Source organism: Psychromonas ossibalaenae ATCC BAA-1528, assembly GCF_000381745.1.
In the GTDB taxonomy this organism is placed as follows: domain Bacteria; phylum Pseudomonadota; class Gammaproteobacteria; order Enterobacterales; family Psychromonadaceae; genus Psychromonas; species Psychromonas ossibalaenae.
This window is the reverse complement of the sequence record NZ_KB906997.1, coordinates 1-24112: the sequence shown is the minus strand read 5'-3', so window position 1 is coordinate 24112 and position 24112 is coordinate 1. Positions and strand designations below refer to the sequence as shown.

General features: G+C 41.4%; 22 protein-coding genes. 3 read left to right on the top strand and 19 right to left on the bottom strand.

Annotated elements, in window-relative coordinates; genetic code table 11:
- Positions 1–139 precede the first annotated feature (139 nt).
- The gene (gene pgeF, locus G327_RS0114865; protein ID WP_019615590.1) at positions 140–901 is read right to left on the bottom strand and encodes a peptidoglycan editing factor PgeF; all 762 of its coding nucleotides are present in this window, start codon (positions 899–901) and stop codon (positions 140–142) included.
- Positions 894–1862, bottom strand: coding sequence for a 23S rRNA pseudouridine(1911/1915/1917) synthase RluD (rluD, locus tag G327_RS0114860; RefSeq protein WP_019615589.1), 969 nt, complete (start codon positions 1860–1862; stop codon positions 894–896). Before rluD ends, pgeF begins: the two co-directional genes overlap by 8 nt.
- Positions 1863–2034: 172 nt before the next feature.
- On the opposite strand from rluD, the gene G327_RS0114855 reads away from it, so the two are divergent.
- The gene (locus tag G327_RS0114855) at positions 2035–2823 is read left to right on the top strand and encodes an outer membrane protein assembly factor BamD (RefSeq protein ID WP_019615588.1); all 789 of its coding nucleotides are present in this window, start codon (positions 2035–2037) and stop codon (positions 2821–2823) included.
- 68 nt (positions 2824–2891) lie between these two features.
- Here G327_RS0114855 and G327_RS0114850 read toward each other — a convergent pair whose 3' ends face one another.
- The gene (locus G327_RS0114850) at positions 2892–3230 is read right to left on the bottom strand and encodes a P-II family nitrogen regulator (RefSeq protein WP_019615587.1); all 339 of its coding nucleotides are present in this window, start codon (positions 3228–3230) and stop codon (positions 2892–2894) included.
- 143 nt (positions 3231–3373) lie between these two features.
- On the opposite strand from G327_RS0114850, the gene G327_RS24825 reads away from it, so the two are divergent.
- Complete coding sequence (locus G327_RS24825; RefSeq protein WP_019615586.1) at positions 3374–3880, top strand: pilus assembly FimT family protein; 507 nt, start codon at positions 3374–3376, stop codon at positions 3878–3880.
- Between the two features lie 53 nt (positions 3881–3933).
- On the opposite strand, the gene G327_RS0114840 is transcribed toward G327_RS24825, so the two are convergent.
- The 6 genes from G327_RS0114840 to pilV (G327_RS0114815) all read right to left on the bottom strand — a co-directional run bounded on the left by G327_RS0114840 (position 3934) and on the right by pilV (G327_RS0114815) (position 10312).
- On the bottom strand, positions 3934–4248 hold the full coding sequence (locus G327_RS0114840; RefSeq protein WP_019615585.1) for a TapY2 family type IVa secretion system protein: 315 nt from the start codon (positions 4246–4248) through the stop codon (positions 3934–3936).
- Between the two features lie 69 nt (positions 4249–4317).
- Positions 4318–4725 carry a type IV pilin protein gene (locus tag G327_RS0114835; RefSeq protein ID WP_019615584.1) on the bottom strand — a complete coding sequence of 136 codons (408 nt, stop codon included), beginning with the start codon at positions 4723–4725 and terminating at the stop codon, positions 4318–4320.
- Positions 4726–4754: 29 nt separating this feature from the next.
- Positions 4755–8180 (bottom strand): pilus assembly protein, encoded by a 3426-nt coding sequence (locus G327_RS24820; protein WP_019615583.1) that lies wholly within the window; start codon positions 8178–8180, stop codon positions 4755–4757.
- An 83-nt stretch (positions 8181–8263) separates the two neighbouring features.
- Positions 8264–8740, bottom strand: coding sequence for a hypothetical protein (locus G327_RS0114825; RefSeq protein WP_019615582.1), 477 nt, complete (start codon positions 8738–8740; stop codon positions 8264–8266).
- Entirely contained in the window at positions 8733–9734 is a 1002-nt protein-coding gene (locus tag G327_RS0114820) for a PilW family protein (RefSeq protein ID WP_019615581.1), read from the bottom strand. Before G327_RS0114820 ends, G327_RS0114825 begins: the two co-directional genes overlap by 8 nt.
- A complete protein-coding gene (pilV, locus tag G327_RS0114815) occupies positions 9731–10312 on the bottom strand; it encodes a type IV pilus modification protein PilV (RefSeq protein WP_019615580.1) in 582 nt (193 codons plus the stop codon). Before pilV (G327_RS0114815) ends, G327_RS0114820 begins: the two co-directional genes overlap by 4 nt.
- A gap of 436 nt (positions 10313–10748) precedes the next feature.
- Here pilV (G327_RS0114815) and G327_RS26140 point away from each other — a divergent pair, with 436 nt between their 5' ends.
- On the top strand, positions 10749–11267 hold the full coding sequence (locus G327_RS26140) for a GspH/FimT family pseudopilin (protein WP_019615579.1): 519 nt from the start codon (positions 10749–10751) through the stop codon (positions 11265–11267).
- Between the two features lie 79 nt (positions 11268–11346).
- On the opposite strand, the gene G327_RS0114805 is transcribed toward G327_RS26140, so the two are convergent.
- The 10 genes from G327_RS0114805 to ribF all read right to left on the bottom strand — a co-directional run bounded on the left by G327_RS0114805 (position 11347) and on the right by ribF (position 24067).
- Positions 11347–11661, bottom strand: coding sequence for a TapY2 family type IVa secretion system protein (locus G327_RS0114805; RefSeq protein ID WP_019615578.1), 315 nt, complete (start codon positions 11659–11661; stop codon positions 11347–11349).
- Positions 11662–11727: 66 nt separating this feature from the next.
- A complete protein-coding gene (locus G327_RS0114800) occupies positions 11728–15189 on the bottom strand; it encodes a pilus assembly protein (protein WP_245542701.1) in 3462 nt (1153 codons plus the stop codon).
- A gap of 85 nt (positions 15190–15274) precedes the next feature.
- Positions 15275–15724: a hypothetical protein gene (locus tag G327_RS0114795; RefSeq protein WP_019615576.1), complete on the bottom strand. Its 450-nt coding sequence runs from the start codon at positions 15722–15724 to the stop codon at positions 15275–15277.
- Positions 15717–16733 (bottom strand): PilW family protein, encoded by a 1017-nt coding sequence (locus G327_RS0114790; RefSeq protein ID WP_019615575.1) that lies wholly within the window; start codon positions 16731–16733, stop codon positions 15717–15719. Before G327_RS0114790 ends, G327_RS0114795 begins: the two co-directional genes overlap by 8 nt.
- Complete coding sequence (pilV, locus tag G327_RS0114785) at positions 16733–17266, bottom strand: type IV pilus modification protein PilV (protein WP_019615574.1); 534 nt, start codon at positions 17264–17266, stop codon at positions 16733–16735. The genes G327_RS0114790 and pilV (G327_RS0114785) overlap by 1 nt, the downstream gene beginning before the upstream one ends.
- Before the next feature lie 689 nt (positions 17267–17955).
- Positions 17956–18900: a 4-hydroxy-3-methylbut-2-enyl diphosphate reductase gene (gene ispH, locus G327_RS0114775; RefSeq protein WP_019615572.1), complete on the bottom strand. Its 945-nt coding sequence runs from the start codon at positions 18898–18900 to the stop codon at positions 17956–17958.
- A gap of 325 nt (positions 18901–19225) precedes the next feature.
- Positions 19226–19675, bottom strand: coding sequence for an FKBP-type peptidyl-prolyl cis-trans isomerase (gene fkpB / locus G327_RS0114765; protein ID WP_019615570.1), 450 nt, complete (start codon positions 19673–19675; stop codon positions 19226–19228).
- Entirely contained in the window at positions 19668–20183 is a 516-nt protein-coding gene (gene lspA, locus G327_RS0114760) for a signal peptidase II (RefSeq protein ID WP_019615569.1), read from the bottom strand. The genes fkpB and lspA overlap by 8 nt, the downstream gene beginning before the upstream one ends.
- 88 nt (positions 20184–20271) lie before the next feature.
- Positions 20272–23106: an isoleucine--tRNA ligase gene (gene ileS, locus G327_RS0114755; protein ID WP_019615568.1), complete on the bottom strand. Its 2835-nt coding sequence runs from the start codon at positions 23104–23106 to the stop codon at positions 20272–20274.
- A gap of 28 nt (positions 23107–23134) precedes the next feature.
- On the bottom strand, positions 23135–24067 hold the full coding sequence (gene ribF, locus G327_RS0114750; protein WP_019615567.1) for a bifunctional riboflavin kinase/FAD synthetase: 933 nt from the start codon (positions 24065–24067) through the stop codon (positions 23135–23137).
- Positions 24068–24112: the final 45 nt, after the last annotated feature.

The window sequence follows — 24112 nt, the reverse complement described above, 5'->3', positions numbered from 1 at the left end:
TTACATGGGAAATTTCAAGGATAAGGGCTAGAAAATAGTCTGAAACGTGACTTTTCAGTTAATTTATTACTATTTACAATTCATTGTATTACATAACTAATCCACTTCAATATGCTGATTTAAAAGCAGAACAGAAGAGTTAATCAATCCAGATTAAACTTGCCATACGTCCGGTAATACCGTCACGGCGGTAAGAGTAAAACAGTTCTGGCTCAGTAAACGTACAATGTTCACTTGCACTTATTTCAGCAACATTCAATGGCGCTAAACGCTGCTTAGCCAACAACTGCAGATCAGCAAGCCAGCGGTCCTTGTCGGCAGTAAAAGCTGATTCAGCAAGTGTATTTTGTGCCATAAATTCAGCGCGGACTTCATCCCCCACCTGAAAAGCACTTCTGCCGATACACGGTCCTAACCACACTAATAATTCCGTAGAGTTAATATTTAACTCAGTGCAGATAGAGTGGATAGATTTTTCAATAATGCCGTCACACAAACCACGCCAGCCGGCATGCACAGCACTAACAAAACTGCCTTGTTTATCGGTAATTAATATTGGTAAGCAGTCCGCAGTCATCACAATGCAGGGCTGTTTTTTAAGTATCGTCCAGCTCGCATCTGCTTCAACCTCGCTAGCCGTCTGTTGTTCAAGCTTCAGCAGGGTAGTGCTGTGTGTCTGACTTAACCAGCATAAATCAGCAGTTAAGGCTAAATATTCGGCTAATAAAGCACGATTCTGCGTTACCGCAGAATCTGCATCATTAACATGAGTACCTAAATTTAAACCTTTATAGGGTCCCAGGCTTCGACCACCGCCACGGGTAGTCGAAAATGCTTTGATGTGCTCTGGTGCAGACCATTGTGGTTTGATTAACTGCACTGCAGGCAGGTGATCAGCCACCGTGTTTAATCATATCTGCACGTAATGCGGCAGCCAGCTCAGCCATATCATCAGGGAGCGGCGCATGCCATTCCATCATTTCACCTGTAATCGGGTGTTCCAGGCGCAGCATGGTTGCATGTAATGCCTGGCGTCTGAAACCACGTAGTGTTTCAGACAATGTTTCAGAAGCCCCTTTAGGCGGACGTGGACGGCCGCCGTAAACGGGATCACCGGCAAGAACATGCCCAATGTGCATCATATGCACACGAATCTGGTGAGTTCGGCCGGTTTCAAGGCGCAGACGTAAACGAGTATGCGCACGGTATTTTTCAGACACTCGGTAATGTGTAACGGCATGTTTACCACCCGTTGCATTAACCGCCATTTTAATACGGTGCACTTTATCTCGTCCAATCGGCGCTTCTACACGTCCACCAGCAGTAAAGCAGCCCATTGCAATCGCTTCATATTCACGCGTTATTTCACGAGCCTGCAGGCTTGCGACCAGATGCGTTTGCGCTGGTACTGTTTTAGCAATTACCATCAGTCCGGTTGTATCTTTATCCAGACGATGCACAATACCCGCTCTAGGCACTTCAACAATTTCCGGATAATGATGCAGCAAGGCATTTAAAACCGTGCCGTCCGGATTACCAGCCCCCGGGTGCACAACTAAACCGGCTGGTTTATTAATCACTAGAATATGTTCGTCTTCAAAAACGATATCTAATTTAATATTCTGCGCTTTAAAAACGACTTCGTCTTCTAATACAGCATTTACATCTACCGTTTGTCCTGTAAATACTTTTTCTCGAGGACGGGCAATGACTTCACCGTCAATTTTGACCATATCAGCCAAAATCCATTCTTTAATACGCGTACGAGAATAATCAGGAAATAACGAGGCTAATGCCTGATCTAAACGAAACCCTAATTGTTCGTCAGTAACTTCTGCACTGAGCTTTAACTCTTGACTCATATATTTATTCTCTTTTCCTGATTTCCAAGTGCTTTAGTTATGCACAACTGCATAAATAAGCTTAATTTAACTGTTTGCACTGTGATCTTGTCACATTTTATCTTTTTTAACTTTTCTTTTTTTAGTCTATAGAAGATACTGTGCTTTTATCTGCACTGGCATTATAACACTTATGAAAAAGATCCTCAGACTAATAACGACCTCTCTGTTTATTGTTTTAATAAGCTCGGGCTGTTCTTCCAAAAAATCAGAAAAACCAAAAGTTGATGATAAACCTCCCGTAGAGCTTTATAAAGATGCCAAAGCTGCTTCAGAATCAGCAAGTCATGAGAAGGCAATAGAGGTATTAGAAGCTTTAGACAGCCGCTACCCGTTTGGGCCGCATTCAGATCAAGTGCAGCTGGATCTTATTTATTCTTATTACAAACGTAATGACACTGCATTAGCCCTTGCTAATATTGATCGCTTTATTCGTCTAAACCCTACTCATAAAGATCTTGATTACCTATATTACATGCGCGGTTTAACACATATGGCCACTGATCAGCAGTTTTTCCAGAATTTATTTGGAATTGACCGTTTTAACCGCGATCCAAGTCATTCACAGCAGGCGTTTAAAGACTTCGCACACTTGATAAAGTATTATCCAGACAGCCAGTACGCGGCCGATGCTCAGCTACGACTTATTTTTCTTAAGGATCGTTTAGCACGTTATGAAATTGCAATTGCAGAGTGGTATATCGAACGTGAAGCTTATATTGCTGCCGTTAACCGCAGTAAAACTGTTTTAAATAATTACCCGGATACTACTTCTGTTGAAAATGCCCTAGAGATCATGATCGAAGCTTATGATGCACTTGATATTGAAGAGCCGAAAGTTAATGCGATGACGGTATTAAAGTTAAACTTCCCTAAAAATAGAACCGTTAGACGCTATGAGCGCTGGAATAAAGAGGATTAATCACTTTGTTTAAAGCATAAAAAAGGAGAGCCTAGCTCTCCTTTTTTATAACTCAGTAATAATGAAGCTTATACCGCTTCACCGTCTTCTTCACCAGTACGAATACGGATCACCCGCTCAACAGGCATTACAAATATTTTACCATCACCAATCTTACCCGTTTGCGCCGTTCCCATAATCGCTTCAATACAACGGTCTACATCTTCTTTTTTTACAACCAGCTCAATTTTAACTTTTGGTAGAAAATCAACCATATACTCGGCACCACGGTATAACTCCGTATGCCCTTTCTGACGACCAAAACCTTTTACTTCAGATACAGTCATCCCTGTAATATCAATATCGGCAAGCGCTTCACGAACATCATCCATTTTAAACGGTTTAATAATTGCTTCTATTTTTTTCATCATGGTCTCTTTATGTTGTCTGCAAAAAATATGAATAGGAATAAGTATCTACTGTAATACGAATTAAGACAAATATACAGGCAGAAAATTGAAAAGAATATTACACTAATAGTTCGCACCTACTCCATCTTCAGGACGATAATATGTACCCAGTGAAGGGTTTCACTCTTTTAGAACTTATCATTGTATTAATAATCAGCATGCTGCTGATTACTATCGGTATTCCAGGATTTCAAACATTAATTCAAAATAATCGCTTAACCAGCGTTGCCGGCACGATTCAGCACCACCTCTTATTTGCGCGTAATCAATCTTTTAATTTGATTACTGATGTCACCGTCTGCCCGCTGGATGACAATACAAACAAGTGTACAAATAACTGGATTTCCGGAATAGATGTATTTACTGATACAGGGGATAAATATACCAAAGACGGCAATGATATTTTACTAAAAACAGGGGAGCCTTTTAACGCCGGCGATCAGCTGGTTTTTCCTAGAAAAAATGTGACTTATTCACCAGACGGGCAAATAACCGGCTCTTCAGAAAATTTTCGTTACTGCACTGGCGAACAAAGGATTGGTGTGCACGTAGCTTACAGCGGACGGGCTAAAGTTATTGACGGTAGTGAATTCACTGATTGTAATTAAAACGCTTCAATTAACTTGTCCCTGACTAATTGAAACGCTTAAATATTAAATCACTAAAAAGGAGTGGCTGCTTCTAACTCTTTTGCCTGACGATTTTTAAAAGACTTACCTGCCTCTACGCATTCATATACGGATTTTATCTTCAAAAATGAAACCCCGTCCTGAAGAAATACCTTTTCTCCAACCAGATTATCCACAAAATTCTGCTGCGTTTGTTCGCTATAGACAAACTGGTGCACAACGCTGCTTTTATCTTCGAGCTGTAAATAACACTTTAGATGCCTGCGCTGCACATCCTTATTATCTGCCAATAAAGAAGGCGAAAATATCAGACCGGCAAGTATCATTATTAAAAGTTTCTGTTTCATTTTAACCTCCTGTTAAACGCGCTGTTTTCATTGAGCATTTCCTTTGCTTCTTAAGGCTTTATAAGTAAGTTAATTCCAGCAAAAAGAATTATCATTGGTGGCACCTTTATTGAGTTCATGTGTTATGGTCATCTTAAGACAGTCTGTGTCGGCCGCCTGCTGGTTTATTGCCGTAGCGGTTAAGGTAAAATCAACCGTTGTTTTTACTGCTGAGCTGGTTTCAATCGAATAATAACCATTTTTAGTAATAAACGGATCTGCATCCTTATCTAAATCCGTTAAATCTTCAGCATACTGATGATGATCCAGATAATACATCTCCTGACGATTGGCTAAATCAATCAGCGCAGCCTGCGCTTCACTGCGCCTTGTATCCTGCACGTAACTCACGTAGCTCGGGTAAGCAACCCCCACAAGTATGCCCACAATTGCTATGGTCACTAATAGTTCTATTAAGGTAAATCCATTTTTCTTCATTACTGTCTCTTTTTGTCAATTATGATCTGCTATTTTTCTTTAAAGTAGCTGTAAATTCGCCGAGGCATCATATCGGTATTTGTATCAACAGTACCAGTGAAAACTTTCTCTTCTTCTTGCGTTTCTTCATTAAAGACTGTTATTTCATCACCTTGGCCAACACCCAGTAGACGAATCACACTATCTTCCTGCTCATCCTCACCAGCATGAATTACCAGCGAATCAGGAACACGGGAGCCGATATCTTTTTTCGCTACAGCAACGCCCTGCTCATTAGTGAATCTTTTCTCGCCTGAGTGCAAATCAACTGAATATATCCAACCGGTGCCTAAATCCCCTACCCCGCAGCCGATATTTACAGTTGAATTAGGCACAAAAGAAGTGAAATAAACCGTACCTTCTAATACAGCAGCCTGACCCAAAGATTTTTCTCCTGAAGAAGTTAATTGATATTTCCAGCCTTTATAACCACTCATATCAGCAAAAACATTAAGTATTTGCGAACCATCGTAATTTCCAACAGGATCATCCGTAATATCAAAAAGTTCCGAATTTAATATTGAGGTTGGTTTATCCGGATAACCTGTAACGCCGAATAATGTAGGGTTAATATTATAATCGTGTACAGAGAAGAAACTGTCGTCTACAACGATGCTTGATGCAGGGTGCGCCCTGTCGCCCGAACCGAGCAGTATTCCGTCATAGGGGACCTTAGTATAAGTGAAGACACCCTGGTCATTTTTGGTTACATGATTTTCATAAGTACGTACAACAACCGGGGTAACGAAAAAACGCCGGTCAGTACTTGTTGTATCACCACCTAGGGCGGCAAGTTTAATACTGGACCACTTACTGGTATCCATCCCTGCAAAGTCCATACGCCATATGTTCCCTCCTGTATCTCCCGTATACAAACGATCAATAACACCGTCACCATCGCTGTCTAATAAGCTGACCTGGCTGGGAATACTATCACGAATACAGTGTTTATCATCTTCTGCACAGTCAGCACCGTCAACCGACCAGATCTTTTCCCCGGTTTCTGCATTAACGATATATACAGCCCGGCCGCTTACATCATTGCATGTTTCCGTATCAGAAGGGACACAAGTATCTTTATTGGTATCATAGCCGCCGCCGAATACTAAACCAGGAACCGTCTTTTCGACACTTCCCACTTTATATTTAAAAACACCAAAACTCGGCATCGACCATGTTTGTGCTAATTCGGCGAAATCAGAAGTGCCGGCGTCAATTTTCCAGGCAAGTTTGGGTACATCTGGATTGGTAATATCTAGGGCATAATAGCTGCCGCCGCCACGGCGCATACCGATTATTGCAATAATTTTACTCAGTGATTCAGACTCATAAATCTTAATGGCAATGGGAGACAGATCCATTCCATACTGGTGCTCACTGGAGGCTGGTGCATCTCGTAACGATAAACCGAACGGCAATAACTCTTCGGGAATAAATGCCCAGTTTTCGGTGATGGTATCATCGGTCTGATCTGCTTCAACATTAACGTTATCGGTAAACATATGTAAAAATCCGGCATTGGTTCCCACCAGTAGACGAACCACCTGTTTTCCATTTTCAATGTAAGTGACCGCAAGCGGCTTAGAATGCAGCGGATCGGCGAATATATCACTGCGGTAATCAGTCACTGAGCTGTCGCCATTCTCATCATCTACATCCAGCCCGGTTAACCAGTTTAATGACCCCGTCAAGTCGCTTTCAGCAACACTTAATTCTGAAGCAACCTCTGCGCTAGTGGTGACTCCGTAATATGCTTTTAGGTTATCAAGCGTCGGCGCTTTTAACGTACCGGCATTGATATTGCTTAATACCGTGCGGGAAGTGACCTCGGCAAGCATAGCAGCCACACCGCCGTCAGAAACAGCATTACCATCTTGATATCCCCCCCAGTAGGTGGAGGCATTATCTTTAATATTACCATCGGAATTTATTGCAGAAGCCCCCAGACTATCAACTAATATACCCGATGCATTCATGGTTAATTTTTTAATATTTCCCTCCCAGACAGGTAAATTACTGGGCATAAACATAGAGTAATAAACTGAATCTAAACTACGGGTTCGATCAAAGTTATTATTAGCAATCGCAGGCGAAGATAAACTAGAAGAGCTGTTTAAAATATCCAGAATAGTGGCTTGAAAGGCTTGCTGTAATGCAGCGGAACTAGTCGCAGGATAATACTCACCTCCTCCTCTCTTTGCTGTCTCAGTCAATAATATGCCCGCATCATCAACTGCGCCTTGACCAAAGCCAATAGTATAAGTGCTGATATGTTGATCACCATTGTCTGCATCACCATCAATATCAAAGTTATTCATCCACTCTGCTAGTGCAGGCATATAATTATTATCGAAAGCCCCCTTGCCAGTCAGTGCATTAACCAATGAATCAGCTTCATGATCACTGGTGGGTTTCCCATCGGTCATTAAAATAATATAAGCACGTTCCTGACAGGCTTTAAAAGGAGATAAATAAACACTGCTCTCTTCTGCGGAAGTATCCCGTAGCGGCGTTGAAGTAGAGTCATCATCACCAAAATAAACACCTTTACCCGCATAATAACGATAGGCTTCATACATGCTTTCACAAAGTGGTGTATTACCACTGGCTGTAAGACTATTTACTTCATTAATAAGATCTTGTGCCTGCATTGAATCTCGGGTCATCACTTTATCAACAATACGCCCGCCATTACGCGCAGGAGTACCATAATTATAGTTAAACGCCTCTAAACCAAAATCAACGGAAGGTGTACTTTCAATTAAGCTTCCAATCGCTTCCTTAGCGATCAATAAACGGCTTTTACTAGTTGTACTTGCAGTGTTATACCAGTAAATATAATTGGCGGAAAACAGAGTTACCGCATCACTATCTGAAAAGACATTATTAACCGTTGATATATAAGGACCAGAACGACCGTCTTTCGGGAAACCGGGGGTAGCCGCACTGGCCGGGTTAGTTGGATCTGCATTTAAAACATCCTCTTTACATTCAAAGTAAATACCATCGCTGCCAAACAGCGTTTTCCAGCTAGATTTTTTCTTTCTATTTTTCTCAACCCAGCGCCTGACATTACCGTTATATATTCCCTTAGAGCTAAGCAGTGCTAAAGAAGCCTGACAATTATTTTTTGTGGTTAAAAAATAATTGTCACTGCCTGTGCCCGGGACATCATTCTTCGTCCAGTAAATTTTATTGGCGTTGCTGCCGGCGCCGTAATCATGTGCGGGATCATAAGCAGCCTTAACCACCTCTTCGGAACTTTTCATACTGCCCGAAGTATCAAAAATAATAAGTACCTGCGGGCGAATGCCGTTCTGCGCGCTGACATCTGCAACAAACAGTTCGGTATCATCGGCGAACAGGATCGAACAAAATGAACATAAGAGCCCGACTAATAATCGTTTCATTAACATAATTTGTTACTCCATCTGTCTTATACGACAACTATCCTTTGTCTATCGACATTATTCTCTACATACTTATTTATAACTTTGTATTACTGATCTGCGGATAATCCAGCAGTTCCATTATCAACAATAATCGGCTGTTCGACTCCAACTCCAAGCTCATTAGTCGCCCATTTAGAGCCGTCTGCTCTTTCCCTTCCATAAAGGTGTATAAAACTGACCTCTAAGTATTTGCACTTAAAATTACTGCCGCTCGCCTGTATTCTGCGCTTACAATGAATCTCGTCATCTTCATCTAAATCGACCTTAGCGGTCACCTCATCCGAGCTAAACGTAGTTTTATCTGTCGCCTGAGCAAATGACTGAGCACTGCTGGAGCGATGCAGAATATCCATTACGGCGTTATTTAATAAAATATTCGATTCCCCCTGCATAACTCGTGCATCTGTGATTTTTAAACTGAGAAAAGTATTACTCATCACTAAGACACCTAATACCAGCAGTAAAGGTAATATCAGCATTGCAATAAACAGGGCTATACCTTTTTGCTTATGTAAACTAGTCATCGACTGATACCACGCTGTTTTGGAAAATTAAAACGGTTGAAGCGATTTCTCGCTTATAACCGTCCCCCGGAGCGGTGAAAGAAAAATCACCAAGCTGGTAGGTACTGCTGTTTGTATAATTAGGGCTTGTTTCTAACGATCTGACTAATAAAGATATCTTCATACCAATTACCCGCCCGGTGTCCCAGTCACTGGGGGTTACCTGTGAAGCGCTGACAAAGGAATGAACCGCTCCATCTCTGTCACTGGCGATCAGCTCATCCAGAGCAAACATAAACTGCATGCTTTCAATGCCTTCAACAAGCACCTCTTCACGAACCATCTTACCTTTCTCAAGGCTCAAACGGCGAAGGCGCGGAATATCGTCTTCGCTGTCTAAATAATAAACATGATGAATATAACGCCATACGGGGCTAACCACAGAATTAGTTAAAGCACTGGCATCTCCCTGGTAAACCGTCAAACTGGTCGTATCAATATCAAGATAATAACGCTTAGCGATATAGTCATCAGACTGCGGCAGCCCCATAGCACGTTTTATGGAAATATAATCACTGTCGGTTATAAGGCTGGTATCACTATCACTATCATCAAGACAATCCATTTCCAGGCTGCCGATAGAAGCAGGGATAGTTGAAGCCCATAAAGCACGATATTTACCTGAAGCAGGAAATGAACCGCTCGAAATGTCATCTAAGCAGTCTAAGCTGGCAGTAACAGAAGCACCATTAAGATTCCATAAACTCTTATTTTCGCCGGTTGCCTGTGAAAAAAAGTAAGCTTGTTTTAAATCACGAGTTAACAGCTGCAGAGCAAAAGAGGCATTCTCCTGGCGCTCTCCTCCGCCTAAAGCTTCTGATGTTGCACGCTGGCTAGATATAAAAACACTTAATAATCCAGCCGTTAAAAACAGAGCCAGCATGATTGCGATCATCCACTCAACAATCGAAAAACCATGCTGTTTAGTTCGGAATTGACCATAGAAGTTAATCATGATGACTTACTTATTTTACTTTTAGCAGTTAGCTGGCGTCGGGAGGAAGAGGCGGTACCGCATTTGTTAAATATGCTTAGCACATCAGAGCCGGAGGCTGCATCTTTACTTTTGATTGTTGAATACCAGCTTAAAACAATTTGACTAACAACTATATTCCCCTCTTCTGTCACTTCTATACAGGCATCCGCATCAATCAGGCCATGCTCAGTGGTACTGCCGCTGTCAATTTCAGCGCCAAGGAATTTTTGCTTCCATTCATAAAGATCATTGTTTTTTATATCTGCACCGCTGCAGTTAGTAAAAACCCCGTCGTATCCCACACAACTTGGTGCTGATAACTCAGCGCCCATTAAACTGGCTATAGCATAATCATTACCATCTTCCTGAAGCCATACTCGATTCAGCTGCATGCGTTCGTTAATGTCGGTAATTAATGCATTGGCAAGAGTACGCTGTTGAATTTCTATATTAGATTTAACGGCAGTGGACTGCATACCGGCAAGGCCTAACAACCCCAAGGCAAGAATAAAGCTAGTGATCATAATTTCAATTAAACTAAAACCATGCATTTTCATAAACCAGTCCATTGCTAAACAAAATAAACACTCCCAGCAAATAAGTATAGCTCCTGCTGAAGAATTGAAATCAACAAAAGAATAAACTAACGCAAAGAAAAGAGTAAATCGTCTAAAAGATCAGAGATTGTCGCTAGTAAACAACCCTCTTTTTAAGAACAAAGCACATCATAAAAATTAAGCATTGATAATTCAAATGGTTACAAACGACAGTCTTTTCTTTATTACACCTGCAATATGAAGATATTTTTCCTCTTCAATGTGTAATTAACCGCAGGTATTGCCTTCAGCTTAAGCGAGCATGAATTAGAGGTGTAAAATAGAAGTTTCTTTAAAAAAGCATGCTGTATATCATTAAAAAGTATATTTAATAACGGAAAAGAATGAATCATTACAATATAATAACGCTTCAATTTATGACTCTCATGGAGAAGAGATGCGCTTAAGCAATGGGTTTACGTTATTAGAAGTGTTGATAGTTATTGTCATTATCGGCATTGTCATAGGTATTGCCCTGCCCAGTATGCAGGCATCAACACAGAAAAACCGTGTTGATACTATGCTGAATAAAATAGAAAAAAGTCTTATTTTGGCACGTAACCATTCCCAAAATTATATAAAGCCAGTGACTGTCTGCCCGCTTGGGGATAATAAGGAGTGTTCAAATAACTGGTCAACGGGAATCGATGTCTTTATTGATGACAATGGAAATCTAAAGCTTGAGGATCCGGATACGCTGTTAAAAGGCGGCTTTGCAGTCAATGCTCAAGATCAAATCAGCTTTCCTGCTAAAGGTCTAACTTTCAACACAGATGGACAAGTATCCGTCTCTGTAGCGGTAGGTACAACACTCAGGTTTCGCTACTGCAGCGGCAGCCAGCGAGGCGGTGTTGATATTGCTTCAAGTGGACGAACAGAGGTTATTGATGACAGCTTATTTGCAAATTGTGATTAAATATAAACTGACAGAGGCTGTAAGAACCAGTTAACTGTCAGCTCAAGCCTCCACTACTGCAATTTATTAACAGTAAAAACTAAAATGGGGTAATTCTTTCTAATTGCATTGCTTTTCTATTTCTAAAATCATCGTTTAAATCAACACACTCTATAGTTTTTGATATTTTTATAAAACTAACTCCGTCGGAAAGGAAGAACTTACTGCCCTTAATATTCTCAATAAATATTCTTTTAGTCTCTTTCTGATATACAAACTGACCTATCACTTTACTTTTATCTTCGAGCTGCAAGTAACACTTTAAATGCTTTCTTGGCAAAACTTCTTGCGCATTTACAGAGAAAATACTGCCTAACAATATCCATAACGAAAAACTTAATAATATTTTATTCATTTCAAATTCCCAATCACTAAACCCTGCAGCCTTTCAATAGATAATAAAATTGAAAGGCCAAGATATTTATAACCCTTCTTCAAAGTAACTATAAATACGCCTCGGCATCATATTTGTTCCGGTATCAAACGTACCTGAATTAATTTTTTCAGTTTCATCTATATTTTCAGTCGCAGCATCATCAACAATATTGATTTCATCCCCCTGCCCAACCCCTAGTAAACGGATTACATTCTCACCTTTTTCATTCACTCCAGAGTGAATAACAAGTGAGTCGGGAACTTGAGCTCCGATCGCTGCTTTATCTACAGTTCGGCCGCTTTGCTGCAGCTGATTAGCACCAGAATGAATATTAACGGCATATAACCAGCCTTGACCAAAATCACTGATACTGCAGTCCGTAACCACACTGGCTGTTGGAATAAATGAAGTAAAATAAATATTACCTTCCAGTAATGTACCTTTACCTAATGCCTTCTCTCCTGCTCCGGTAAACTGGTACTGCCAGCCGGGAGAGGAGCCAATAGTGATTACCTGAGTCACTTCAGTTGTTAAATTATATAATTCGGAAGCCTTGGACGGATCAGGTTTATCCAGATAACCCGTTTCTCCATAAGCCGTCGGAAATATCCTGTAATCATGAATAAGATAAAATGCATTTTTCGTGGTTTTATCAGTTAGAGGTTTAGCCCGGTTACCAGAACCTATCAGCACACCGTCGTAAGCCACATCATGCTCATTATAGGTACGCGCAATAACGGGGGCGGTGAAAAAACGCCTGTCGCTATCAGAAGTATCCCCGCCCAGTTCAGCCAGTTTAATATGTGTCCATTTACTTGTATCCGTTCCGACAAGATCTATCCGCCATATATTTCCACCGCTATCACCTGCATATATTCTATCGATATTTTCGTCACCATCACTATCGATAGCGGAAACTTGTGCGGGAATGCTGTCCCGTAAACAATGCTTGTCCCCCGTAACACAGCTCTCTCCAACGAGAGACCAGATTTTTTTTCCTGTCAGGGCATTAACAATATATATCGCATTCCCCATGTTGTCGTCACAGGTTTCAATACTGCTTCCGTCTGCATTAGAGGAAGGAGTGCAAGTGTCTTTATTGATATCGTAACCACCGCCAAAAATAATAACGGGTGCCGTTATTTCCTGTGTGCCAACTTTATAGGTTAATTTCCCAGAAACAGGTACAGACCATGTCTGTCCCAGATTTTCAAAACCGGATGTTGTGCTAACTCCCGCTCCAGGGCCGTTTATCTGCCACATAAAACTGGGCTCAGCAGGCTTGGTAATATCTAAAGCATAATAGCTTGAACCGCCGCGGCGCATTCCCACAACAGCAATCATCTGCTCAATATTGTCATCTGAGTCATATATATTAATCAGCATTGGAGATAAATCCATACCGTAATTATGCGCAGTATCAGCAGCCGAGTCTTTTAATGCGAGCCCTTTTTTTAATAACTGTTCGGGAATAAATGCCCAGTTTTCTGTAAGGGTATCATCCAATTGATTTGCTTCATCATTCTTATTATCGGTAAACATATGTAAAAAACCGGCATTGGTTCCGACTAATAAACTAACCACTTCCGTGTCCGGCAGCCCATTTACACCTTTTTTGGTATAGGGAATAGCCAGAGGAGCTGAATGCAGCGGATCAGCAAAGATATCATCACGGTAATCATCGAGATCATCCTTAGTATCAACATTTTTCCCCATAAGCCAGTCAATGGCATCATCTAGCTCAGCAGCTTCAACGCCAAGCTTAACGGCTAAAGCAGCAGACTGCTGCGCCTCAGTCCCTGTCAGCGCATAATATGTTTTTAAATTATTTTTTGAAGGTTCAGCCAAATCAACTGGTGCCGGATTAGAAACAGTTGCAGCACCTGCACTAATATTACTGAGAATGACTCTCGATGTACTTGCACTTAATATAGCGGCAACGCCGCCTTCCTCAACCTTATCTCCGTCCTGCCCAGCTCCCCAGTATGTGGATGCACTCTCTTTAATATTGCCATCAGTGCCAATGGCAGCTTGATTATTTCTATCTCTTAACACACCTTGATTATCAAGCTTTAGTTTTTTTATATTGCCTTTCCAGACAGCTTTGTTTGTTGGTAAAAACATGGAAAAATAAATTGAGTCTAGACTTCTAGTTTTATCAAAATTACTATTTGCAACAGCCGGAGAAGTCAGGCTGGAACTGCTGCTTAAGATTGACTGAATAGTCTCGCCGAAGGCACTTTGAAGCTCGGAAGCATTTTTAGCCGGAAAATATTTCCCGCCTCCTAACACAGCGGTATTACTTAACAGATCATTAGAAGAGTCAATAACCGTTTCTCCAAACCCTACTGTAAACGTTCTTACATGCTGGTCTCCATTTGCCGCATCACCGTCAATATCAGTGTTATACATCCATTCACTTAAAGCCGGCATATAACTGTTATTCGTTCGACCTCTACTGGTAAAAGCTGATATTAAAGTATCAGCCCCTGAATCTTGCGTTGGTGCACCATCGGTCATTAAAATAACATTAGCGTTTTTCTGACAACGTTTAAAGGGTGACAAATACACACCTGCATTATCGGGATCTTCTGCATCAGTATCTCTTGCTGGACTCATTCCCGTATCATCATCACCAAAATAAACGGCTTTGCCCGCATAATATCGGTAAACCTCATACAGAGTTTCACAAAGCGGTGTATTAGTCAGTGCTTTTAATTCATTGACAGAGTCGATAAAGTCGGTCGTTGCCTGAGCATCTCGAGCTTCCACTTTACTGATCACTCTGCCGCCGTCTCTTTCATTACCATCATTGTCCCGGTAATTGCGGTTAAAAACGGCCAGGCCAAAATCAACTGACGGGGTGCTGTTGATTAAACTGGTAATAGCCTCTTTCGCAATCGATAAACGAGTTCTTTTTTCTTCAACCTTATTCTCATTCCAATAAATATAATTCGCAGAATATAAGGTAACAACATCATCTCTGCCGAAAATATTCTTCTTTTTATTCTTATAAGGTTCTGCCTTACCCTGCTGAGGGTAACCAGTATATCCGTCAGGGTTTGCTGTATCTTTGTTAGTTACATCCTCTTTGCAGTCAAATATATAATCGCGGTAACCAGATTCTAAAGGATACCAGTAATAATTATATGGATACCAAAAACGTAGGTTACCGCTGTATTTACCAGTTAAAGTCAGCGGGGATTTTGAAGCATTACAGTAGTTTTTAGCCTGATAAAAATACTGCGAACTGTTAAGTGAAGGGATACTAGATGTTTTCGACCAGTACACTTTCGTAGAATTGGTATAAGTGTGACTCGGATTAAACTCCTCCGTTGAGTCTTCTGTGGTCCCCATGCTGCCGGAATTATCAAAAATAATTAAAACCTGCGGTCTAATCTCATCTTCCCCGGTAATATCAGCAATAAACAGCTCTGTATCATCCGCCTGTAGTGGACAGACTGACAGCAAAAAACAAACGGTCAGCATTCTATATAAAATTGACATAATCCTTTACCCTACTAAAACTTAAATTTCCGTATACTGTGAAACGTCGCCACTCAGTTAGTGAACAACAAATTCAGCATTGTCTTTAATGAGCGATATGAGGCTGCTCAACACCAATCGCCATTGAGTTGCTTCCCCAGCGGCTTGAGTCTTTTTTCTCTCTGCCGAACTGATGCGTAAACTTCACCTCTAAATAACGGCACTGAAAATCATCGCCGTTGGCATCTTTACGTCTCATACAGTTAACTTCACTTTTGACTGTTACTACGTTACTCACATCAAGAGGAACCGGCTCTGAAATACCCTCACCGTTTTCGGCATTAGCAAATAAAGACGGCGTTTTGATCGATGTTAAAAGTGCCGAGGCAGCGGATGTTAATCTAATATTAGAGTCATTACGCACGACTCTTGCGTCCACCATTTTTAAATCAACTGATGAGTTTTCAACTAACATAAGCCCCAGTACAACAAGCATAGGCAGGGTAATAAGTACAAAAAAGAGTACAGCCCCCTGTTGTTTTTTTATTTTAATCATCGCTGAACCTCGTATTATTGGTAAACATCAGGGTCCGCGAGACTACTTCTCTTTTGTAACCATCTCCAGTGACTGTATGATCATAGTCACCAAGCTGATAAGTTGCCGTATCATGCACACCAGCAGCCTCTTCCTTTGAGCGTACCAGTAAAAATATTTTTACTCCTATTACTCGCCCGTCATTCCAATCTGCATCAGTCACTGCAGCGCTGTTTACAAAATCATGAGCACTGCCGTCCCGAGCTGCTTCAAGTGCCTTATCAAGTGCAAACATAAACTTCATTTTTTCAATGCCTTCTGCGATGACCTCCGCATCCCCCATCTTGCCAAGTTCAAGCTTCATTCGCAGTAAACGCGGCACACCAGCTTCACTGTCCAGGTAATAAACATGGTGTATGTACTCCCATAGTTTTTCCTTGCCCGCAGTGGCATTGCCCGGTATTACAGTTATACCAGAGGGGCTTATCGATAAGTAATAGCGGTCTTCCTGGTAGTTTCCTGTCTGATACAGTCCCCGTGCACGCTTGATTGAAATATAATCACTTTCACTAATCAATTCCGTCGAAGGGGCTGTATCCTTAATACAAGACATTGTCGGTTCAGCCCCGCTCTCTTTTACAGCGGCCCACAGAGCTCTAAACGAGCCGGCACCGGAAGGAAACGTCCCCATATTTTTATTATCTAAACAATCATCTTTTGCAAGAATTGCAGGAGGAGACAGCCATAAACCATTGTTTTCACCGGATGCTTCGGCAAAAAAATAACTTTGCTTTAAATCCCGGCTTAATGCCTGCAGAGCATAAGCAGCATTCTCCTGCCGGGCGCTGGCTGAAATAGTTTCTTTGGTAAGTGCTTTAGTAGCAACAAACACACTTAGGATACCGCCAACTAAAAATAGAGAAACAACCAGCACCACCATCAGCTCAACAATGGTATAACCTTTGTGTTTGAAAAATAGGGAATGGGCTTTATTAATTTGCAAAGCAGGGAGATTAACAGGAACTGTCATTATGAATTACCGATATAATACTTTGTAGTAACCTGACGGCGGTCAGAACTTTTAATGCCGCATGCTTTTATCTTTGACGGTTCTGCTTGTTCCTGCCAAGTAATGGTAATATCAACAATGCCAATACCATTCCCATCATCTAGAATGCATGCATCTGCATTAATCAAACCTTGAGTAGAACCTGCAACATGCGCAGTGAGAAGTTTATTCTTCCACTCAAACAGATCATTAGCTTTAATATCTTCACCGGCACAATCACTCAAAGCCCCCTTTTTGGCACAATCGGGCTGAACAGACGTATCATCTTGAACACTGCTGACAATGTAATTGTTGGCACTGTTCGATAACCAGGCTCTGTTCATCTGCATACGTTCCGTAATATCAACCAGTAATGAGTCTGCAAGTGCGCGCTGTTCTACTTCAATTAATGATTTAACAGCCACTGACTGCATACCGGCCAAACTTAAGCAGCCGATCGCAAAAATGAAGCAGCTGACCATTATTTCAATTAAGCTAAATCCCTTTTCTTTCATATAACATCCTTGTCTATCAATCATTATTGACAGCGAAATTTAATATTAATCTGTAAATACAGGTAAAATGAGTATTGATAAAAGCAGAATCAAGATGCTGATGAAAATTCCTTTTTACATCCCGGCCAAACAGCAGTTGATAAATATATTCGAATTTTATCAGATGTAAAACCAATATTATCGAGTAAGTTATCTGGTTTTAATGTTACACATCATACTTTTATTAATCAGCGGCGAAAAAAACAGCATTTTATTTATGGGTAATAACAAAACATAGAATAACAGTGAAATACTTAACCGCTCAATGACAATAGAAAAAGTTAGTAACAACCTGTTCAACAAATCATTATGCGAAGCAGTGCTTTACCATCTAACTATCTGATTAAGTTAACAGATACTGTAAGCTGTAAAGAAAAATAGGCACATGCATTTATAGGCGCCTAAGCAGGGGAAATACTAATGAAATAATTGGTCTGGATAAGAGGTAAAATATTTTCAGCTAAAACAACAAGATAACTAAATTTGTTTTAGCGATGACTTGTTGCACATTAAATCATAGTAAAAAAGAGTTATTCAGCATCGTGAATAATCTCCTTTCGAGACCTATTTGGTTAAAAATATTGATATAAAATTTTTGCTGTATTATTTATCAGGCCTTCCATAACAAAGACCTGATTCTTATATTATTTCTAGTCGATCTGTTTAACACGCAGCTCAGCCGGAACTTCAAAAACTGTATTTTCTTCGACCCCCGGGTTCTCAACAACTAGACTTCCCCCCAGTTCTTTGAGCTTATCAACCACTGCTTGAACCAATACTTCCGGGGCAGATGCTCCTGCTGTAACGCCGACAACATTAACATTTTCAAGCCAGCCTGGATGAATATCTTTATCGCTGTCAATAAGATAGGCATTGACACCAACACAGCTGGCTTTTTCACGCAGGCGGTTAGAGTTTGATGAGTTAGTAGAGCCGACCACTAAAACAAGATCCGCTTTTTGTGCCAGATCTTTCACTGAATCCTGACGGTTCTGTGTCGCATAACAAATATCATCTTTGCGCGGCCCCTCAATCTCCGGAAATTTTTCACGCAGCGCATTAATAATACTCGCGGTATCATCAACAGACAAAGTGGTCTGCGAGCTGTAACAGAGGCTTTTTGTATTTTTAACCTTCAGTTTTGCTACATCTTCAGGCGACTCAACCAAATAAATACCACCAGCCGGATTATCATACTGGCCCATGGTACCAATCACTTCCGGGTGACCATGATGACCGATTAAAATACATTCCTGACCGCGGCGGCTGGCGCGCGTTACTTCCATATGCACTTTAGTTACTAAGGGACAGGTTGCATCAAAAACTTTTAATTCTCGACGCTTGGCTTCATTACGTACCGCCTGCGAAACACCATGAGCACTGAAAATAACAATCTGGTCATCGGGCACATCATCTAACTCTTCCACAAAAACAGCACCGCGCGCTTCTAAACCGTCCACCACATACTGGTTATGTACCACCTCATGGCGAACATAAATAGGCGGAGTAAACAGATCTAAAGCACGCTCAACGATTGAAATCGCACGGTGCACTCCGGCACAAAAACCGCGCGGATTAGCTAAAATTATTTTCATGGGTAACCTCTAAATTAACTACAGCACTAGGCTTTAGTTTAAAATTTCTAACACATCGATTTCAGTATTATAACTGGCCTGACTCATCGGCATCGTTTGATTAAAATCAATAGCCACAGCACACACGCTTTAGTTTAAAACTTTTAACACGCCTACCTTAATTACTACGACTTGGCCGGACTCATCGGTACAGCTTGATTAAAATCAATAGCCACAGCACACACGCTTTAGTTTATAACTTTTAACACGCCTACTTTAATTATTACGACTTGGCCGGACTCATCGGTACAGCTTGATTAAAATCAACAGCCACACAGAACGCACGTTAGTTTAAAACTTCTAATACGTCGACTTCAAATGTTAATGTCTGCCCTGCAAGCGGGTGATTAAAATCCACCGTCACACTGTCAGCAATCACTTCACGAATAATACCTGGAATTTCGCTGCCGTCCGGCTGAGTAAAGCTGATAATAGTACCGACTTCAGCCGGTACATCACTGCTGAACTTGCTCAGTTCAAGATGATGGATATTATCTGGATTAGGCAGACCAAATGCAGATTCCGGCGCAAGTGTAAAAGTCTCTGACTGGCCTTCATTTAAGCCGACTAAACAGTCTTCAAAACCAGGCGTTAAACTGCCGTCACCCATCACAAACTTTGCCGGTTTATTGTCAACCTTGGTACTGTCAACAGCCGAACCGTCAGCCAGGCGAATTGAAAAGTGCATCAGAACTTCACTGTCTTGTGTAATGGATTTACTTTTAATCTCACTCATTTTCCTGCCCTTTATTCTCTTCTTTTGTTTCTGGTACAAAAATGGACTCTAATATAATCATGGCGGCACCGATAAAAATAGCGATATCCGCAACATTAAAAGTAGGCCAGCGGTAAAAACCTAAATCAAAATCTAAGAAATCAACAACATAACCAAACATCAAACGATCCATGACGTTACCAACAGCCCCCGATAAAATCAGTGCATAAGCAATATTTGTCCAGCGCTGCGTCTGACTGTTCTTTTTTAGCGAATAAATTAAAAAAGATGAAACGACAAAAGCGATAGCGGTAAACAGATACTTCTGCCAGCCGCCGGCATCACCTAAAAAGCTGAAAGCCGCCCCGTAATTCCGGGCATAGGTAAAATTAAAAAACGAAAGCACCTCATAGGATTCATATAAATCTAATGCCTGTACTGTCCAGTATTTCGTTGCTTGATCCAGTATCAGCATAACAGCTGAAAGCCATAACCAGCGCAGTCCCGATTTTTGTATTATCTCAGTCATTTTTTATCTCAATTAAATCAGCTAAAAAAAACGCCTTAAATCATTTTCATAACTAAGGCGTCTAAATTCAATTTTTCTTTATTACTGATTAAGCAAATTTACGTACTTCACCAGCGCCGTCAATATTTGTTACACAACGGCCGCATAATTCAGGATGAGCTTCATGCTTACCTACTTCTTCATTATGGTGCCAGCAGCGGTCACACTTCTCAGCGGCACTTTTAGCAACAGCAACAGATAAACCTTCTACTTCAGTTTCAACTGCACTGTCAGGTGCATCCGTTAACGGTTTAATCTCAGCTTGAGAAGTAATCAGAACAAAACGTAACTCATCTTCCAGAGTGTTTAATAATGTGGTCAGTTCAGGTGATGCGTAAAGTGTTACTTCAGCTTCAAGACCGCCGCCGATTACATTTTCTTTACGTGCCAGCTCTAATGCTTTATTCACTTCTGCACGCACAGAAATCAGGTTTGCCCAGGCATCATTACTTAATGCTTCATTATCAGAAAGGCCAAATAAACCATCATACCAGACATCAGTGAAAACAAATTCATCACGTTCACCCGGCATACGTCCCCAGATCTCATCAGCCGTAAAGCTTAAGATCGGCGCCATTAAACGTACTAGTGCTTCAGCAATATGGAACAATGCCGTTTGACAGCTGCGGCGTGCATTACTGTCAGTTTTTGCTGTGTACTGGCGATCTTTAATGATATCCAGATAGAAACTGCCCAGTTCAATTGAACAAAAGTGCATCAGTTTCTGGTAAACCACATGCAGGTTGTAACTTTCGTACGCTTCGATCACTTCATTTTGCAGTGTTAGCGTCTGTGCAACGATCCAGCGGTCTAATGCCACCATCTCGTCACTAGGTACAATATCCGTGCTCGGCTCAAAACCGTTTAAATTTGCCAGTAAGAAACGTGATGTATTACGGATACGACGATAGCTGTCTGCACTACGGTTTAAGATCTCATCAGAAACAGTAATTTCACCAGTATAGTCAGTTGATGCAACCCATAAACGCAGCACATCGGCGCCCAGCTCGTTCATTACCGTCTGCGGAGACATTACATTGCCTAAAGACTTCGACATTTTTTTGCCTTGTCCGTCAACCACAAAACCGTGTGTTAATACTTCTTTGTACGGCGCTTTATTTTTAATTGCCATACTGGTCATCAGCGACGACTGGAACCAGCCGCGGTGCTGATCTGAACCTTCAAGATACAGATCAATGTCAGACTGTTCGCCGGATTCCTGAGTATATTCATCACGCACACCAACTACAGCAGAGTGTGTTGTACCTGAGTCGAACCATACATCTAAGGTATCGGTTACTTTACGGTACTGGTCAGCTTCAAAACCAAGCAGTGATTCAGGATCTAAATCCCACCATGCCTGAATACCTTCTTTTTCAATTTTACGGGCAATAAGCTCCATCATCTCAACACTGTTTTCATGCAGCTCGTCTGTTTCTTTATTTACAAACAGTGTAATCGGCACACCCCAGGTACGCTGGCGAGAGATACACCAGTCAGGACGGTTTTCGATCATTTTCTCAATGCGGTTCTGGCCCCAGCTCGGGATCCATTTAACATCTTTGATTTCGCCTAATGCACTGTCACGCAGGCCTTTCTGATCCATTGAGATAAACCACTGCGGCGTAGCGCGGAAAATGATTGGCGTTTTATGTCTCCAGCAGTGCGGGTAGCTGTGTAATAACGGCTTATGACATAACAATGCATTATGTTCCTGCAGTACTTCAACAACACGGTCATTTGCTTTAAATACATGTAAACCGGCAAAGAATTCAGTATCTTCTCTAAATACACCGTTATCACCAACCGGATTCGCCACTTCTAAATCGTAACGTAAACCAACCGAGTAATCGTCCTGACCATGGCCGGGAGCGGTATGTACACAACCCGTACCCGCTTCAATAGTAACGTGATCGGCTACAATCGCAGGTACTTCGATTTTAAGGAACGGATGATTGAATAGTTTTTTCTCTAAATCAATACCAGTACAGATAGCTAATACTTTAAAATCATCAATCTCATAACGCGCCATACAGTCAGCAACTAAATGTGATGCTAACACTAAACGGCGCTCGCCTGCCTGAACTAATGAGTATTCAACTTTTTCAGCCAGTGCCACTGCGCGGTTAGCCGGCAGTGTCCACGGTGTTGTAGTCCAGATAACCAGACAAACATCACCTGTACCTAAGTCATCGGCTTGAGGAGTAAAGCCGCTGACAACCTGATCCGGATTAACCGCTGTAAATGCAACATCAATCGCAGGTGATTTTTTATCTTCGTATTCAACTTCTGCTTCAGCTAAGGCAGAGCCGCAGTCTGTACACCAGTGCACAGGTTTAGAGCCTTTGTGCAGATGTTTATTTTCAATAATTTTAGCCAAAGCACGTACAATATTTGCTTCTGTGTCAAAATTCATGGTCAGATATGGGTTTTCCCATTCACCTAACACACCAAGACGTTTAAAGTCTTTACGCTGACCGTCAACCTGACGAGCGGCATATTCACGACACTTAATACGGAACTGAGCCGGCGTTAATTTTTTACCCGGCTTACCGTGTTTCTGCTCTACTTTTAATTCGATCGGCAGACCATGACAATCCCAGCCGGGAATGTACGGCGCATCAAAATCAGCAAGCGTTTTTGATTTGATAATAATATCTTTAAGAATTTTGTTAACCGAGTGACCGATATGGATATCACCATTTGCGTACGGAGGACCGTCATGCAGAATGAATGTTTTTTTACCTTTTTTCGCTGCACGGATCTTTCCGTAAAGATCCTTGCTGTACCAGTTTTTCAACATATTTGGTTCACGATTGGCAAGGTTTGCACGCATCGGAAAACCTGTTTTAGGTAGGTTTAACGTTTTTTTATAGTCACTCATTTTAATTTTCCATTAACATAATGTGTAATTACGATTTTTTATTGTGCCACTGTCTGGCCAGCTCAATATCTTTATCTATTTGAATTTTTAATTCTGCGAATGAATCAAAACGTACTTCATCACGCAGTTTTTCTTCTAATATTACTTCTAACTGCTGTCCGTAGAGATCCGCGTTGAAGTCAAACAGATGCACTTCTAACTGCTGGCGAACTCCCTGTACAGTCGGACGCTGGCCGATATTAGCAACGCCCTGATAAACTTTTTCATTTATACCCGCAACCGATACAACGTAAACGCCGGAGACAGGCGAAACACGACGCTTTAAAAGCAGGTTTGCAGTCGGCACACCGATTGTACGGCCAAGCTTCTGACCATGCACAACTCTGCCGGCAATGCTGTATTTCCGTCCCAGCATTTCAGAGGCACGCTGTAAGTCCCCCTGCGCTAAAGCATCACGAATACGGGTGCTGCTGATACGCAGCTCGCTCTGCATTAAACTCTGTGTATCAATCACTTCAAACCCATACTTTTTACCGGCATCTTGAAGCAGTGCAAAATCACCTTTACGCTGATAACCAAAATGGAAATCATCACCAACCACCAGATATTTTATATCCAGTTTCTTAATCAGTAGTTCTGCAATAAAATCTTCAGCACTTAAATTGGCAAAATGATGCGTAAAAGAGACGCATAATAAACGGTCTAGGCCTTGTTTATCTAACTGCACGAACTTATCACGCAGGCGGCTTAAACGCGCCGGTGCATTATCTCCAGCAAACAGCTCCGCCGGCTGAGGTTCAAAAGTCAAAACAACGGCTGGTACATTAAGGCGCTGCGCCTCTATTAGTAAACGATTCAGAACCGCTTGATGGCCTAAATGTATTCCATCAAAGTTACCGATACTTAATACACAGCCTCGGTGCTCATTTTTTAGATTGTGAATACCACGCAGTAATTTCATGCTATTTAACCATTATTCTCTGCACTAAAAATGCACTTCAGCCGA